The following is a 17,053-nucleotide window of genomic DNA, read 5'->3' on the forward strand; positions in this document are numbered from 1 at the left end:
CCCCTTTCTAATGCCTTAAGCACTCCATCAAAATCGCCAAGGTTACTTTTATCATATAATAAACCGATCGTTTGAAAGAAATGGAGGATACCCCGTCGCTTCTCTCTTTCATCACCACCGGCACTTCTTTCACCACCATGCCCTCTTTTAGTATAGCCACCACGCTCTCCGGCTCCGGATAATCCTTCGGATAATCCTTTGCATAGACCGACATGACTCTCCGGTTGATCAGACGCATCCCGGAAGTGGGGTCACTGACCTTCTTACCGGTCAAGATACGGATCAGCAGGCTGAAATACCGGATGCCGATCCTCCTGGCCCCGGTGGACTGAAACCCTTCTTTTTCCAGAAAGCGGGACCCGATGACCATATCCAGCGCGTTTTCCGTCAGATACTCTGACATGGAGTCCAGATATTTCGCGTCATGCTGGCCATCCCCGTCAAACTGGACCGCCATATCATAACCATTGCGGAACGCGTAGAGATAACCGGTCTGCACAGCCCCTCCGATTCCCATGTTAATCGGAAGATCTACCACATTAAAATTATTTTTTCTGCAAACCTCCAGCGTATTATCTGTGGAACAGTCGTTGATAATCACATAATCAAAATCAGGCGCGTTCGTTAGAATGTCCTGTACGGTTCTCTCTATACTTTTGCTCTCATTGTATGCCGGTATGATTACTAATTTTTTCATACTTTTCCGATCCTCCAGACGCGGAATCCATCTATGCAGTATCCTGTATTTATGCAAGACATCAAGCTTCCTATCAATGCAGCAGTTTTGCAAGACATCAAGCTTCCCATTAATGCAGCCGTTTTGCAAGACATCAAACTTCTCATCAATGCAGCAGTTTTGCATAAACCCTGATTACCGGCGTTAATATATGCAGCTTACACAGAACCGCCAGTACCCAAATGGAGGCCCGGTGTACAAACGGTATCTCCAATTTTCGGAACGGATTTACATAAGGATTACGCATATATTCCGGTATGTAGGTATTTAACATATCCATGATATAATGACACAATTCTTTGATTTTTGCAACCGAACTTCCTCTGGCGAATTCAAATACCCAGAATGCCAGAATCCGCATCACACAATATTCATAAAAATACCGATCGTTCACAAGGCCGGTTTCCTGAATATATTGAAGCGTTTTCTCCAGCGCCTCATAGGGCAGCCTGTATTTTTGCAGACCCTTAAAATTATGCATGGCGGACGCGGAATGCTGAAAATACTGATACCCCGCGCGAGGAACCACCTGGATATGATGGGCCAGGGCATTGGCCGCCAGATTCACCGGCGCATCCTCCGCCCGCACTCCCAGCGGGAAGGTCAGATTATGTTGCATCCAGAACTCCCGGCGGAACAGCCGTCCCCAGGCAGATATGATCCGCAGCGGCCATTCTTCCTTTTCTCCCGGAATATACGCAGTAGGGCACACCTCGGCCAGCACATTACCGCTTTCATCCACCATCCGAAACCCCTGGACCACCAGATCGGAATGATTTTTTTCAGCCGCCTCAACCATGAGTTCCAAATAATCCACGGTGACATAGTCGTCGCTGTCCACAAAAGTCAGATATTTCCCTTCCGCTTCCGCCACCCCGCGGTTTCTCGCCGCGGAAACGCCCTCATTTTCCATATGAAAAGCCCGGATCCGGTCCGGATACTTTTGCGCGTATTCATCAACGATACGTCCGGAGGTATCCGTACTGCCGTCATTCACCACCAGAATTTCGATGTCCGGCTGTGTCTGGCCCAAAAGGGAATCCAGGCATCTGGCAAGATATTTTTCTACATTATACACCGGTACAATGACAGATACACTCTTCATACTTTCCTCCAGTATCGCGTACACCGCGCATGACTCTATCCTTCATTCTTTCCATAAATAACGTCCATCATCCGCCCCACGTTCGCCTGATGAAAATAATCCGCAAACTGAGGTGAGTGCAGAAATTCGATCTTCCTCTCCAGAAAACCGGCGTATTCCTCGTAACTCATCGCCCTGAGATAATCATCCAGCTGTTTCAAAGAGGCAAACGCCTCTATATCAACGAAAATATCTTTCGGTATGGTGCCTTCCATAATATTCGAACCGGTATAGACCGGAACGCAGTCTGCCGTCAGCACGTCAAACAATTTTTCGGATACATATCCCGGAAAGCCATACAGATTCTCAATGGCAAACCCAAAACGGTAGTGCTCAAAGGTATCCTGCTTGGAATCGCAGCTGCCTTTATAATTCTTCGGCGGGCGCGCCGCATATTTCTTTCTCAGAATCACCCTGGCCGCCTTGCTGATTCCCTCAAAAATCCAGTTGACGCCATACAGGTCAAAACCATCCGACCGGTTCTCAAAATAATCCACAATCTCATAGCGCAGATCATAGCCATTTCCCTGGATCAGTTTGTTGGAGGTGATCATGCAGGACAGCTTGCGGCTATCAAACTCCTGCCGGCTGATAACCCGGCAGCGGCTCACATCCGTCCTGCGGATGGAATAGGGGAAATATTCGTAGTTCGGTATCTCCAGGGGAGAATAGCACAGCACTTTGTCGAACTGCCGGTAATTCTCCGGGTTGAAATTCCCCTTATTATAAAGCGGGCTTTCCCAAATATACAGAATTTTGCGCCCCGTATCCTGCAGTACCTTCCGCATTCGGCGGTAGTTTTTCCATTTCACCGCAGAATACTCTAACGGATTAAAGAGCGGATAATCAAAAAAGAGGAAAACGTCCGGCTGGGCCAAATCCTCATACAGGTCCAGCGTGTGGATCTCGTCTCCTTTGTCCTCCACCGCTTCCTTCAACAGCCGGTAGAACTCCCGCAGATGGCTCTCCACGTAACGGTCCGCGGAAAACATCCCGTCCTTCAGATATTTATCATGGTTTACACATAAGGCAATTTTCATTTTATTTTACCAGTAGCAGCCTTCTTCGACTTTCTTGAAGCCGGCCGGCTTTTCATCTTCGTTAGGTTTCACCCAGTTTTCGTTATATAATTTGGATATCACCGGGTGGCTGTCCCACCTGGATCCCCGGATACCAAACAGCAGCTGGGTCGCTCCGCCCATATGGATTGCCTGTCGGCCGGCTGCCTTTAATCTGGCTGCCAGCGGGAACCCATAGGCTCCGCAGCCGAGTATGGCCACATCAAAATCCAGTTTCATCGCTTCCTCATACATATAATCCAATGCTTCAAACCAGTTGGCAAAACGCTCATCGGTCTGGTCCGCCAGCGTCTGCACCGCCCGGATCACCTGCAGATCAAATTCCGGCAGAATGTCCGTACCGGGGAATAATAATTCCCTGCGTGCAAACTGTCTCTCGATGGTGTTCTTAAACGGATGAACCACCAGAACCTTTTTGCCTTTCAGGGCTTTGGACCAGGGCTTTTCATGATACCACGGTTCGATGGCCCGCAGATAAGTCACCTCGCTCTGAGGCGCAAAATGCTCGATCATATAGTCTTCCATCAGATTGAACCAGGTACCGATCAGATCCAGCTGAGCACAGCTCTCACACATGAGATCGGAGAAGCGGATCGTTAACTGCTCATCTTTCGGGAAAAAACCGGACAGCTCATAGATGCGGTTCACCACCTCCGGGTGTACGTTTTTGCGTACTCCCAGCTGGTATGCGACCACGGAACGCATCACGGCCAGCTCCGTCGAGCCAAACCGCCCCACCATGAACGGCTGCTTCCGGCTGAGCAGCTGTTGAATCCGCTCGTTGCCCATCTGCTGCTCCAGCACCACTTTTTTGCCGAACCTGCTTCCGATCATCGGTTTTCCGGTAATTCTGCCACATATTTTCCGGGAAATATTGCGGACCCGGGCGGCATACCATTCCATTTTTTTACCCATTTCAGTTCTCCTTCGCCGGTTGGACGGCTCTTCGGCCAATACTTTCATAGATCACACCGGCCTGTTCCATCCGCTCTAATTCATAGCAGTTCCGTCCGTCTAAAATGATCGGGTGTTTCATACATGCCGCAAAAATATGGGGATCCAATTCCTTTACCTGAGGCCACTCTGTAAATATAAAGCAAATATCCGCATCCTGCAAGGTCTCTTCAATGGATTCACAATAGCTGATGTCTCCGTCACACTTCTTTTTAAAGTTCCCAACCCCCACCGGATCCCAGGCTTTCACAATCGCTCCGTCCTCCAGGAATACCGGTATGTTGACCAGCGAAGGGGCTTCCCGCAGATCGTCTGTTCCGGGTTTGAATGTAAGTCCCAATACCGCAACCGTCAGTCCTTTAAAATCCTCATAATATTTTCTCGCCTTTTTTATCAGCCGGTATTTCTGGTTCTCGTTGACTTCGATCGCCGCTTTAATGGTCTTAATTTCATTGTCATTAAAACTGGCCAGCCAGCTCAACGCCTTTGTATCCTTCGGGAAACAGGAACCTCCGTAGCCAATGCCCGCTCTCAGAAACTGATTGCCGATACGGCCGTCAAATCCCATCCCCTTCGTCACATCCTCTATATCCGCGCCTACCGTCTCGCACAAATTCGCTATCTCATTTACGTAGGAAATCTTCAGAGCCAGGAAATCGTTGGACGCATATTTGATCATCTCCGCGCTGCGGCGGTTTGTCAAAAGCTTCGGCGCGTCAAAATCCTTATAAACTTCCTGCAAGATAACCCCAGGCTTATCCTCCTCGACCCCGATAACGATTCTGGAAGCATGCAGGGTGTCCTGTACGGCCGTGCCCTGGGCCAGGAATTCCGGGTTGGAGGCAATCCATACCTGAACGGGATGTGCAAGGCGCGCTTTCATATACGCTTCAATCTTATCGTTTGTTCCAATCGGCACCGTTGACTTAACCACAACAACGCAGTCCCTTTCGATGCTGGCGGCGATCTGCCCTGCCACCTCGTATACATAAGTCAGGTTTGCCGAGCCGTCTCTTTTTTCCGGGGTTCCCACACCGATAAAGATCACATCCGCCTCGCGGTATGCCGCCTTATAGTCCGTGGTAAAAGTAAGCCGTTCCATATTTTTTAACATCAGCTCGTCAAGGCCCGGTTCAAATATCGGAGAGATACCCTTGCGCATAATCTCCACTTTCTGCTGATCTACATCCACACAGGTTACGCCATGGCCATGCTCCGCCAGGCAAACTCCCGTAACCAGACCCACATATCCTGTACCCGCAACTGCAATATTCATTTCTTCACTCTCCTTAATTTACCCAGCACGCCCAACGTCAGCTGGTATGCGAACTGAAATTCTTTTGTTCTATGGAACACGACAACAACCAACACAAACGGAACCGCCACACACAGGGCCGCCGCTCCGATAAACCCGCCGACCGACGGAGTCGGAAACAATCTGCCGCACAGCCACAGAAGGCCAAGCACCTGAACAATATCCACCGCCGTATAGGCTAACACTTTTCCCCAGTATTCCATCATCCCATCCTTAAAATATTTCCGGAACACAAGGATACATTTGCTGATCCAGAAAAACAGCTGGCTGATCACCGTTCCCAGCAGAACGCCCGGAACGCCGATAAACTGCACAAAGATAATGGAAGAAATCAGATTCATGGCAGCGCCGACCGCATTCAGATATTTTTCATAATGGAATAATCCCAGGACACTGATCAGCTCATTGATGGGCCCCGATGTAATACTGATAAATACATCCAGGCTGATGAGCAGCACTACGATCTGCGGCATCACCGCCTGTTCTCCGCCATAACACATGTACACGAGCGGCGTGCTGCACACAATCAGGCCGGCAGCCGCCACCGACGCTATAAAATGCCGCACAAACGTATAGTGATTGAACAGCGGATACATTTCTTTACTGTCCTTGCCGCTCTGTAAGAAATTACCGATCGCCGGCGCCATGGAGTAGAGCACACTGTTGACGATCGTCCGTATGGCGTTCGTGATATACACATAATAGTTCAGCCCGCCGACGGTAAATAATCCGCCGGTAATACTGCTGAACGTAGAAATCACCAGGTTATCCGTGGAAGAATAGATATAAACCGCCACTTTACCGACCAGGATATTTTTCGTATCCACAAACAGATTTTTCGCCTTGTCATAAGGTTTGATGTGCTTATCTTTCAGCTGCGGATACTGTTTATTGCAGTAATAGGAGATCAGCAGATTCGCCGCCACCTGCTGCAGCACCATCAGAACGGAATAGATAATATAGTCCTGATAAAGTACCAGGGATACAATCCTGAGCACGCTGAAAATAATATTCATCAAAGTATCGTACAGCGCACAGATGTAGTTCCTCTGATCGGCGTATAACAGCGTTCTTTTATAGGAAAGAAAATATGTGGACACCGTAGACATCAGCTGTATAAAGAATATCAGCCGCACAAAGCCAATATCCACGCCGGACTCCGTGATAAACACCGGTATCAGCAGCATCAGCAGACATCCAAGGCCGAACACCACAAAACCGATCGTCCAATACACCCGCCGGAACAACGCCATGATACTGGCGATGGTATTCTGGTCCCCCTGTGCAATGGGTTTGTACAGATGATAGGTAATCGCGCTTCCCACGCCTAGTTCCGCCAGGGAAAGCATGTTCAGCAGATTGCTGATTACACTGTTTAAACCGTAGTTCGTCTGTCCCAGATAGTGGGTAAACACGATCTGCGTCAAAAAACCCATGACCAGCACAATGACCTGTGTCACCAGGCCGATCACTCCGTTTTTCATGATCTTTTCCAGTCTCATAGATTACACCTTTTCTTCAGCTTTTTGTAGACCGGATAAAACCGGTAAAACCAGCAGTAAGATTTCACCCGGCTGTCGCCCAGATACGCTTTGCCCCGGGCGATACGGATCAATTCCCGTATCTTTTCTTTCTGCTCTTTCTGAACAGCCCGGTCCAGCTGATGGTAGACGTCCACCGTTGTCAGGCAGAATACATTGGCGATATGACTGCGGATCATTTTATCATTCTCCGGACGGAAATGATGGGCGCCGTAAAACGCGAACATCTCTTTGGCCGACCGGTAAAAGCCTTCAAAATTGCGAAGCGTCTTCGCCTGCATCATGATGGAGCCATCCCGGAACCTCCGGTGATACACAATTTTACGCACGATCTTAACCCGACGGCACTGCAGCATCAGCGCAAAAGTATAGTACTGATCCTCGTGGATAATTCCTTCTAAAAATGTAAGTCCCAGATCCAGCAGCGTCTGTCTTTTTACCAGCTGCAGGCAGACCTGGGTCCGAAAGTCCTCCCTTGGAAGGGTAAGGGCAAACAAATCCTCGCCGTCATAGACGCCGGGATATTCATAGTGTTTCTGATAATCGTACTGCATATTCGGTTTTCGGACATCCCCGTCATCATAAAAAGAAGCTCCGTCAAACAAAACCAAATCGCAGTCCTGATCCGCGGCTTCTTTATAAATCACTTCCAGCCCGTCCGGCTCGATGTAATCATCGCTGTCCAGAAAATAGACATACTGCCCGGACGCCCCACGAAGACCGGTATTTCTGGCCGCGCTTAGGCCGGCGTTTTCCTGATGAATCAGACGGATATTTTCGTGCCGCTCCGCGTAACTCTCTGCGATCTGCGGCCCGTTGTCGGTGGAACCGTCATTTACCAGAATGATTTCTATCCCGGACAATGTCTGCGCAAGTACACTGTCAATACATTCTGCCAAATATTTTTCTACATTATAAATCGGAATGACTACCGATATTTTCGGCTGATTATTCATAGCTTTATCCCATCTATACGGCAATTTTTCATACGGTCATTTATGCCGAAGCTGACGGTTCACTTTATTCACCATCAGATTCTTAAGCATTCCGACCGACAGGTTGTCCCCCCGGAAGTCATAGCTGCAGGCCAGACGGCCCACATGATGGCGGTACGGATTTTTCTCTTCCCGGGCCGTATCGTACAAAAAGATCTGGGTGCCTTCCATATCCGCCAATATATTCTGTTCCTGAGGCTTTAATAATAATCCAAAGGATCTCACAATCTTATAATCTTTAATCTCCAAAGTCAACCAGTATCGCTGATTTTTCCTGTTTTTCTTCACACCGTAAAGGTCTGTGCAGAGCTGGTCTGCGGGCAGGCCCAGGATGCCGGCCAGCTTTTCATTTTCCCAGAAGGCGTCATACACCGTGTCACTGTCATCCAGCGTCACAAAACGATATTCCCTTTGAATCCCCGTCTGAAAAGGGACCTGAAGACCTGTGGAGGGAATCGCGAAGTTCTCGCCCGCGTCCGTAAAGTTCGTGCACTGCGAGACATAAGGATAGACAAAATACTTATTCCTCTCGATGCAATATTTAACGTGATATTTTAACCAGGAGGTTCCGGGCCAGGAGGCCACATAGTCGGGAATATCCGCGGATTCCTGAAATTCCTCCCCCTGCTCCTCATACCATTTCCGAAACGCCATCCATTGGCGCTTCATCCAGACCTGCCCCCAGGACTGGGCAAACTGTACGAAGTACACATCATTTGAGTCGGCCAGCGGAACAAACGGCCGGTTGGCATGTACATTCCACAAATGCTGATACAGGGAAATTCCGGCGATCCGGTCATCCCCCTCGTAATAGGCAACCGCCTGTTTCATATATTGATAGAAATTCGGGGATACATAGATGTCATCCTCAAATACGGCAATGGCTTCGTAATCCTCCACCAAGTCCCCGCAGGTCAATACGTGTCTGCGAAGTCCCATCCTCTGCGGATAGGTTTTGACTATTTTGGGTCCGAAGGGCCAGTCGAAATCCTCCGCGCAGCGCTGCACGCTGTCGTCGCCGCTGTTATCGATACTGATTATCAAAGTCACCTGGTCGCCATCATAGTCGGCCTGTGCCAGAGACTTCAACAGCCGCTCCATACTGCGCGGCCTGTTATAACCGATTGCCACTATAGCATACTGTGTCATCGTATCATTTCCTCCGGGCTATCGCAAGCCTTCCTCTTTTACTATTTTCTTAAATCTCTCAATATCGTCAAAATAATCGGCATGGCTTTCGATCCAGGATATATCCCGGTCCCACCATTTAAAGTCCATCAAAAACTTCCGGTCTTCCTCGTCAAACCGGTATTTGATCACTTTGGCCGGCACGCCGCCCACAATGGCATAAGGAGGGACATCCTTCGTCACTACCGCCCCTGCGGCGATCACCGCGCCGTCTCCGATCGTCACTCCGGCCATGATCGTGGCGCCGTCTCCAAACCAGACATCACTTCCCACTTTGAACTGATAGCGCCCGTCGCAGACCGGCTCCGCATAATCCGGAAATTTCTGCTCCTTTACATAGGTAAACCCGCTGACCGGGGACAGCGTGAAAAATGCCGTGTGGGTAGAGACAAACTTCGAAGTGGGATGCTGGCCGATCACAAACTTCACATTCGGCCCGATCCCGGTAAACCGTCCCACCTTGACATCATTCAGCACACAATCGTGCTGGACAATGGTACCGTACCCCAGATACGTATTCAACATATAAGCATTATAATAGATGCGGGCGTGTCCCTCGAATTCACAGTTATCCACGTCAAAAAACACGCCGCGGCCGAACATTACATGTTTTTGCTTCGTCAAACTCCTTTTTATGAAAAAGGAGCGGAATATATTTGTTACAATCTGAAACCGGTTCACACAAATCCACCTTTCTTCTCTTGGCCGGAGGCCCTTTCATCAAATATCCTGCTGTCCGGCTCTTGGCGCCTTGCCGGTATGCCAATATAATCAGCCCAACAAACCTGTTTTCCCGAAACATCCTTTTTTTAATTTATCCCGGAACGATTCCCAATCAATAAAATTCATCACGATCCACAAAAATGCATCCACAGAAATCATCATAATAAATCTGGTGAATCCATGCCCGGAATGGCCGAACAGCACCAACGTCCAAAATGCCGGGAAACAACAGATAAACGCAAACGGCAGCAATCTGCCGACAGCCACCTTCTTAGCCCGGAACCGGATTATGAGAACCGCCAGCACCACCGCTATAAGCCCGATCAGAATTCCCATAGAGCGAAGCGGGGTCAGATATCCCTGCAGAATGCTAACCAGCCGGCCGGAATATTCCCGGAAGCTGGGCGGCAGCCCGATCCAGCCTCCCGATACCGCGGAACCGTCACTGGACCCCGTTACCAGCGCGGCAAGCACCCATTTCAACACCAGCGTAACCGCATAGGCGATACCGTAACCGGCGCCGTTGCCGATGAGATGCCCCCACAGCTGTTTGGCGTTCTTTCCCTGCCGCTGCCTCATCTGCATAGAGATCAGAAGCGGCATTCCAAGCGTAATCAGAGGCGCCTCAAAGGTTCCCCAAAACGCCATGCTGGTTCCGATCAGCCCGAAAAACAAAGGTTCGTACCTGTCATACGTCCTGTTCCCCGAAAAGAGCAGCACCATCATAACACCCAATAGCATCAAGTTCACGTCCACAGAAAACATCATATTGATGGTTATAATCGTTGTGTAGCTCATAAGCGTTCCGCAGATAAATGGAAATGCCGCGCGGAATCCCATCTTCTTATTCATTGCCAGAATTGTCAGTAAATATAAAAAGAAACTGACCATATATATGATTTGCCGGATCTCATGCAGATTCAAAAAAGTCAGCAAAGGCTTTAGCCATACCAGATAGCCATGCCACATTCTTCCATAGCTCTCGCTGCCGGTGGCTTTTCCCTCAGCCGCCGCCACCAGATCATAATACTGGGCGAACTCGGTATCCCCGGAGCCCTCTACCACCTCGTAATCCGCAGACATTGCCGCATGAAACGGATGCTCCGAAGTCTGGAGCGCCATATTCAGCATCCGGGAATCCGAATAATTGTCAAAAAAACAGACCGGAGATCCAAAAAACCAGTTGGGATACTTTCCGTCCTGGGCGATCACACCGATCGATTCCGCTACATTCTCAACCATAGCCGATTTCGGGATACAATAAACCAGCGTCAGGCTCAGCAGATAAAACGCAAAAAGCCCGGCCGCTGTCAGCAGTACCTTTTTCACAATGTTTTTCATTCCCTTATCTTTCGTCGTATCCATGCTACTGTCTGCTCCTTTTTATCTGCATAAGTACTTCATGACGCTTTTTCGGCTGTGCCGGCAGGATCACATAATCCACTCCTGCGCTTTCTGCCGACTGCCCGTCTTTTTCATAGCGGTCCCCGATCATCAGCACCTCTTCCGCAGGCAGGCCCAATTCATTCAGAATCACCTTCATCCCTCTGGGGTCCGGTTTCAGGCACTGCATCTGAGGATCCGTAGCCGCGAAACAATAATCCGCCACGATTCCCAAAGCCTCCAGCTTATCCTGGACGGGATAATCCGAATAAATCCCCACGGTAATCTTATGTTTGCGCAGATATTTCACCAAGTCGTACAATTCATGATCGCGGAATTTTTTCAGATACGGCAGGGGGAAACGGTACATCCACCGGCCGATCACGGATTCCACCCGGTAAGCCGGGACTTTGTATTTTTCTCCCACCAGCCGATACAAGTATTGGTCAGGATCTTCTTCATGACATTCCGTTACCATCCGCTCCCGCTCTTCCCTGAACTTCTTTATGATCAGCAGATCCTTGATTCTCCAGAAACGCAGCACATAGTAGCAGGCCAGTCTGACGGCCATCGTTCTGCGAAGCGGCGGCTGGTAATAGAGGGTTCCGTCCATATCAAACAGAACCGCATGATATTCCTCTAAATTCCGATGCATTTGCATTTTCATATCAAGACTTCTTTCTTCCTATTCTTAAGGTACCTCTGTCCCGTAAGTATAAGTCATACTATTATATCAAACATGCCCGAATGAATGCAAGACGTTTATCCGACTTTTGTTGATCCGGGGTTGTACATGTTTTGGTTTCATGGTATATTGGGCAAAGATAGATTGGAAGAAAAGTCCGCTTCTTTTCATTTCAGGAGGTATCCGATGAGTTTTGCACAAAAATTACGGGCGGTGCGCACCGTGCTGATCGCGAAAACAAGGAATAAACAATATTATTACAGGCTTTATCCTTCTTACCGGTATGCGATAAAGCATCCTGCGGCAGGAAATAAAAATACGGATCACGTGAATTATCTGGCGGCGCGGCCGAATCCGGATTCCGGGATCGGACATCAGATGGCTAACTGGATTGCCGGATATTATTTCGCTCAGGTTTTGGGGTTGAACTTTGCCCATATGCCGTTCTCTTCACCGAAATGGGAAAATTTTTTAGGCTTTGGCGAGGGCGAGATAACTCTTGAGGATTTGGTGAAGCGGAAGCATTTTAAAAAAGTACGGATTCCCCATTTTAATGAGGCGAACGAGGCGGAAATGACGGCGATCCGGGAGATCGTGGACGCTTATGCGGACCAGAGGGTTGTATTTTTGTGTGAGCAGGATCAGTTTTATAAGGCCCAGTTCGGGGTTATGGAAGATCTGCAGCGTAAATTCTACAGCGCTTCCGCGCGCCGGAACGATCATCTGATATACCGGCCCGATGAGTTTCATATCGCTGTCCATGTCAGAAGGGGCGATATTGTAATTGGCCAGACGAATCAGGACCCGGGGCTTACGAAGCGGTGGCAGGATAATTCTTACTTTCTCCGGGTTTTGGAACAGGCTCTCTCCCTTCCGCAGCTTCCTGAGGACAAGCCGGCTGCGGTATACCTGTTTTCCCAGGGGGAGGAAAAGGATTTCCCGGAATTTTCCGCTATTCCGAACCTGCATTATTGCCTGGATATGGGGCCTGTGGATTCCTTTCTTCATATGGTAAATGCAGATCTTCTTATTACAAGTAAAAGTTCTTTTTCATATAAACCCGCCTTGCTGAACAAAGGATTGAAAATCTGTCCTCAGAATTTCTGGCATGGTTATCCTGAGGATCCGAGCTGGATTCTGGCCGACGACACAGGTACATTACTGTCCCGCTAATCTACCGGCGCAAGGACGCTAATCTCCTTTCACAAGGGCGCTAATCTCCTTTTCACAAGGAGGCTTATCTACCGCCACATGGACTCCCGGTAAAACTCCGGCAAAAAAACGGCCCGGCTTTTCATTCGCTGCCACACCAGATGGGGCGCGATACATAAGCCGGGCCTAAATTTATTTTTTATTTAATTATTATAAACCGTCCTTAAACGTTAATCAGCATAGTTTCTACAAAATAGTCCATAGCGGGAATTCTGCTGTACATCAGCACCGCGATCAGTACGATCAGTATGATAATATAGACCAGCAGCCCTTTTTCTTTGTACAATTTTTCAGGTTTCTGCACCGCCGAATCTTCTTTGAAACTCAGATACAGATAGAAGCAAAACAGGCCGAATACAAACGGCATGGCGATCAGCAGTTCAATTTTGTATTTCAGCATGAAGATACCCAGGAAAAAGGTAGCGCTCATAGCATAAAAGAAGGCGGATACCAAAAGCGAATGTTCGGTATAATATTGGAATGATTTCCGGTATTTTCCGGCAATTTCAGGATCTCCGATCATCCGGTATTCCGCGTACCGCTTGGTTGCCATCAGAAAAGCTCCGCTCATCCAATAGCCTACCAGCACACTGCTGGGGGGCTGATAAGCTTCCGTAATGATAAACCATCCAATCAATAGCCGGATCAGATTATTTAAAGATTCAGAGAGTACATCGATATAGGGAATGTCCTTGGTACGGATCGGACGAACATTGTAGAGAACGCCCATCAGCAGAAGCCAAAGCTCCATGTACAGGAAATAGCGGTTTACCTGAATCGAACATACGACGCCAAGCACGATCAGCAAGGCATATTCCACCATAACCCAATGAAACTTGATATTTGATACGACAACAGGTCTGTTCTTTTTTGTAGGATGATATTTGTCGAATTTGGCATCCAGCCATTCATTGATCACATAGTTCGCAGAAGCGATGAAGCATGTGGCCATAAAGCCCCAGATAAAACGAATCACAACGCCGGAATCAAGCACTTTTCCGGTTAAAAGCTCGGCAATAATAACACCAGGAACGATAAAGGCATTCTTGACCCAATGGTCCGGCCTTGCGATCTTGATATAACCTTTTAATTGATTCAATTTTCTAACCCTCCTCCATAATTCTAACATATCATATCAATTTTTCCCCCGTGAAACAACCTTTTCTTACAAATTTCCTCCAAAAATACCATTATTTGCAAGATTTGTATTTTATGATATAATGTCGAAAGACATGATATCTGTGCCGGAGCGCTTTCCCTTAGCGCAGAGTATGCAACCTCCGGTATTATTAGAAATAAAATGAGTTTTCAGAAAGGAGCAGGATATATTATCGCCGGTCAATAATATATCAAACACTATGGAAAAAGTATTACTTATGTATCCCCCGGGCCCATTATTTCAAAGAGGCGAGGATCGTTGTCAGCAAAATATCGACGACGGAAGCGCGCAGGCCATGCGCGCCTGCAACGATCTGGGCTACGCCGCCGCAGTTCTTCTCCGGAAAAATTATGATGTAAAGCTGCGGGATTATCAGACGGAATTCTGTTCGGAAGCAGAGATGTTCCGGGAACTGGAAGAGTATCAGCCGGATATGGTCATGATCAGCGTGACAAATACGACCATCTACGAAGATATTAAGATATCTAACCGGATCAAAGAAAAGACCAATGCGGTTATGGTCCTGAAGGGTGCCATATTTTATGATCCGGAACAGGCCATGCTGGATCTGCTGGATCTTTCCAAGGTCGACTATCTGATTGGCGGGGAAGTGGATTTCGCCATCGATCTGATCGCTGATTACGAGTTCCACAACAAAGGAAATATTGAGGACGTAGATAATATCCTCTATAAAGATGCGGATGGAAACTTAAAGAGAACCCCATTCCATGTATGGGGACAGGATCTGGACGGCCAGCCTTTTCCGGCCCGCCAGTTAATGAATAACGCCCTTTATACGCGCCCGGATACGGACGAGCCTATGGCGACAATTCAGACGTCCCGGGGCTGTCCCTCCAATTGTATTTTCTGTCTGTCTCCTGAGATATCCGGGAAAAAAGTGCGTTTCCGCAGTCCCCAGAATGTCCTGGATGAGATGACGGAATGCTATGAGAAGTTCGGCATCCGCAATTTCTTCTTCAAAGCGGATACGTTTACCATCAATGCCCAGTGGGTCAAAGAATTATGTACTCTGATCATAAATTCACCGCTTCACAATAAGATCTCTTTTACCGCCAACTCCAGAGTCCGGCCGCTGGCCAAGGAAACTCTGGTTCTCATGAAAGAGGCCGGCTGCTTTACGATTGCCTTTGGTTTTGAATCGGGCAGCGACGATACGCTGACCCGGGTTCATAAAGGGGCGACTGTAGCCGAAAACATTCAGGCCTGCAAATGGTCCAAAGAAGCGGGACTGACCGTGTGGGGATTTTTCGTAATTGGCTTCCCCTGGGAGACCAAGGAACACATTATGGAAACCAAAAAGCTCATCTTTCAGATGAAACCGGACTTTATCGAGATTACGCTGGCCCTGCCTTTTTATGGAACTCCGCTTTACAATATGTGCAAAGAAGACAATCTTCTCGCCCAGTCCGTTCTGGGAAGCGATTTCTTCCATTCCAGCATGAAGGGGACCAAATATCTGAGTATGGAAGAGCTGTTGAAACTGCGCAGAAATATTCTGCTGCAATACTACCTGCGGCCTACCTATATCTTTAAAAAAATGGGAGAATGCATCACTCATCCGAAAATCTTCCTGAATTATTGTAAATACGGTATCAAACTGGTCGTCAATCTTTTCAAATAAATGTTCCAAAGCTGAGCGTGCGCGCCGCCTGGGTTCTTCCTCGGGTTTGGATATGCCCGCTGCTTAAGGGACAGGGCGCGTGTCGGTGTACCGGGATGCGCCCTGGCCCTTAAGCAGCGGGCATATCCAAACCCGAGGAAGAACCCAGGCGGCGCGTACGTTTTATGCTACTTTATTGTTCTCTTGACGGAATAAATACATTTTCCAGGAATTCCTGGGTCAGCATGGTAGCTCCATGGACATCCATATGAGTATAATCGGAAAAATACTGGTCGGAATATTGTTCGTAATCCACAGCGCTGTAGTAATACTGTCCGCTGCTCTCCACGATATCCCGGCAGCGCTCCATATGCTGTTCCAGTACCTCCTTGGCTCCCTCGGCCGCCATATAGTTCGGTCTGCTGGGAACCTGGACAAAATAAAAATCGATTCCTTTTTGTTTCAGCTTCGCCGCTATCTGATACAGGCTCTCATAACTGGGGCCGTCCTGTTGATATTCTTCCGCAAACTGTTTCTCCCAGCGGTTCATAGAACGCTCTATTCCGTATACCTCCAGAGCCACGCCGCCATTCGCGTCAAAATCCAGGGAATCATAGTCATTTTTGTACCCCTGCAATTCCGCGTATTCGTCATAATAATGCAGATCCCCGAACACACCGTAATGCAGATAGAACATACTCTCCGGATAACCTCTTATGTAGCGGCTGATATCTTTATAATCATAATCCTTTTCTTCCCCGTCGAAATCTTCCATGGAACTGAACATGATTATGCCTTTGGGTTTATACTTTTCCAGCAGCACTTCCGTCCAGTTCTCAATATCCTCCACGGTAACACCCCATACGGAAAAATTGTAAAATTTCTCCCCCAGAGGCCCTAGATAATTCAACAATACATCTGAATTCAGATTGTTCATGGTCATGGAGGAACCAACTGCCAGATAGTCATAATTTTCCTCAGGAAGACGGCGCGTTTCATAGATTCTGGCATCCAGGGAGATCGAATTGGTAAACCGGACCAGCACGTGATTGCCGGTCAGCACTCTGGGGATTCCCACATACAGACCCACAGCAAGTACAAGAAAAACAACTGCCGCGATTACTCTTTTCATTTTCATATTTTCCTCCACGTGTGCGTTTTTTTTGCACATATAGGTATGGGTGAACGTCTTTTGTTCAACCGTTCCTCCACGTGTGCGTTTTTTTGCACATATAGGTATGGGTGAACGTCTTTTGTTCAACCGTTCCTCCACGTGTGCGTTTTTTTGCACATATAGGTATGGGTGAACGTCTTTTGT

Annotated in this window: 14 protein-coding genes and 1 pseudogene; 2 read left to right on the plus strand and 13 right to left on the minus strand. The window is 48.2% G+C overall.

Annotated elements, in window-relative coordinates; translation table 11 throughout:
* Positions 1–7 precede the first annotated feature (7 nt).
* The 11 genes and pseudogenes from KTH89_RS08550 to KTH89_RS08600 all read right to left on the minus strand — a co-directional run bounded on the left by KTH89_RS08550 (position 8) and on the right by KTH89_RS08600 (position 11,725).
* Complete coding sequence (locus KTH89_RS08550; protein ID WP_158346205.1) at positions 8–697, minus strand: glycosyltransferase family 2 protein; 690 nt, start codon at positions 695–697, stop codon at positions 8–10.
* 145 nt (positions 698–842) lie between these two features.
* A complete protein-coding gene (locus KTH89_RS08555; protein ID WP_238721379.1) occupies positions 843–1,841 on the minus strand; it encodes a glycosyltransferase family 2 protein in 999 nt (332 codons plus the stop codon).
* A 35-nt stretch (positions 1,842–1,876) separates the two neighbouring features.
* A complete protein-coding gene (locus KTH89_RS08560) occupies positions 1,877–2,920 on the minus strand; it encodes a glycosyltransferase family 10 domain-containing protein (RefSeq protein WP_238721380.1) in 1,044 nt (347 codons plus the stop codon).
* Positions 2,921–2,926: 6 nt separating this feature from the next.
* Positions 2,927–3,874 carry a hypothetical protein gene (locus tag KTH89_RS08565; protein WP_238721381.1) on the minus strand — a complete coding sequence of 316 codons (948 nt, stop codon included), beginning with the start codon at positions 3,872–3,874 and terminating at the stop codon, positions 2,927–2,929.
* 1 nt (position 3,875) lies between these two features.
* Positions 3,876–5,189, minus strand: a complete 1,314-nt coding sequence (locus KTH89_RS08570; RefSeq protein ID WP_158346213.1) for a UDP-glucose dehydrogenase family protein — start codon at positions 5,187–5,189, stop codon at positions 3,876–3,878.
* Positions 5,186–6,730, minus strand: a complete 1,545-nt coding sequence (locus KTH89_RS08575) for a lipopolysaccharide biosynthesis protein (protein ID WP_238721382.1) — start codon at positions 6,728–6,730, stop codon at positions 5,186–5,188. Before KTH89_RS08575 ends, KTH89_RS08570 begins: the two co-directional genes overlap by 4 nt.
* A complete protein-coding gene (locus tag KTH89_RS08580) occupies positions 6,727–7,725 on the minus strand; it encodes a glycosyltransferase (protein ID WP_238721383.1) in 999 nt (332 codons plus the stop codon). The genes KTH89_RS08575 and KTH89_RS08580 overlap by 4 nt, the downstream gene beginning before the upstream one ends.
* A 36-nt stretch (positions 7,726–7,761) precedes the next feature.
* A complete protein-coding gene (locus tag KTH89_RS08585; RefSeq protein ID WP_238721384.1) occupies positions 7,762–8,913 on the minus strand; it encodes a glycosyltransferase family protein in 1,152 nt (383 codons plus the stop codon).
* Between the two features lie 152 nt (positions 8,914–9,065).
* Positions 9,066–9,222 (minus strand): annotated as a pseudogene (locus KTH89_RS25205) (DapH/DapD/GlmU-related protein); the annotation flags it as partial.
* Positions 9,223–9,723: 501 nt separating this feature from the next.
* Complete coding sequence (locus tag KTH89_RS08595) at positions 9,724–11,040, minus strand: hypothetical protein (protein WP_238721385.1); 1,317 nt, start codon at positions 11,038–11,040, stop codon at positions 9,724–9,726.
* 1 nt (position 11,041) lies between these two features.
* Positions 11,042–11,725 carry an HAD family hydrolase gene (locus tag KTH89_RS08600; protein WP_158346223.1) on the minus strand — a complete coding sequence of 228 codons (684 nt, stop codon included), beginning with the start codon at positions 11,723–11,725 and terminating at the stop codon, positions 11,042–11,044.
* A 204-nt stretch (positions 11,726–11,929) separates the two neighbouring features.
* Here KTH89_RS08600 and KTH89_RS08605 point away from each other — a divergent pair, with 204 nt between their 5' ends.
* Positions 11,930–12,916 carry a hypothetical protein gene (locus tag KTH89_RS08605; protein ID WP_238721386.1) on the plus strand — a complete coding sequence of 329 codons (987 nt, stop codon included), beginning with the start codon at positions 11,930–11,932 and terminating at the stop codon, positions 12,914–12,916.
* A 202-nt stretch (positions 12,917–13,118) separates the two neighbouring features.
* On the opposite strand, the gene KTH89_RS08610 is transcribed toward KTH89_RS08605, so the two are convergent.
* On the minus strand, positions 13,119–14,054 hold the full coding sequence (locus KTH89_RS08610) for a UbiA prenyltransferase family protein (protein WP_238721387.1): 936 nt from the start codon (positions 14,052–14,054) through the stop codon (positions 13,119–13,121).
* Between the two features lie 259 nt (positions 14,055–14,313).
* Here KTH89_RS08610 and KTH89_RS08615 point away from each other — a divergent pair, with 259 nt between their 5' ends.
* Positions 14,314–15,756, plus strand: coding sequence for a B12-binding domain-containing radical SAM protein (locus KTH89_RS08615; RefSeq protein WP_158346227.1), 1,443 nt, complete (start codon positions 14,314–14,316; stop codon positions 15,754–15,756).
* Positions 15,757–15,928: 172 nt separating this feature from the next.
* Here KTH89_RS08615 and KTH89_RS08620 read toward each other — a convergent pair whose 3' ends face one another.
* Positions 15,929–16,873, minus strand: coding sequence for a hypothetical protein (locus KTH89_RS08620; protein WP_238721388.1), 945 nt, complete (start codon positions 16,871–16,873; stop codon positions 15,929–15,931).
* Positions 16,874–17,053: the final 180 nt, after the last annotated feature.

It is taken from the genome of Diplocloster agilis (assembly GCF_019042275.1).
GTDB lineage: Bacteria > Bacillota > Clostridia > Lachnospirales > Lachnospiraceae > Diplocloster > Diplocloster agilis.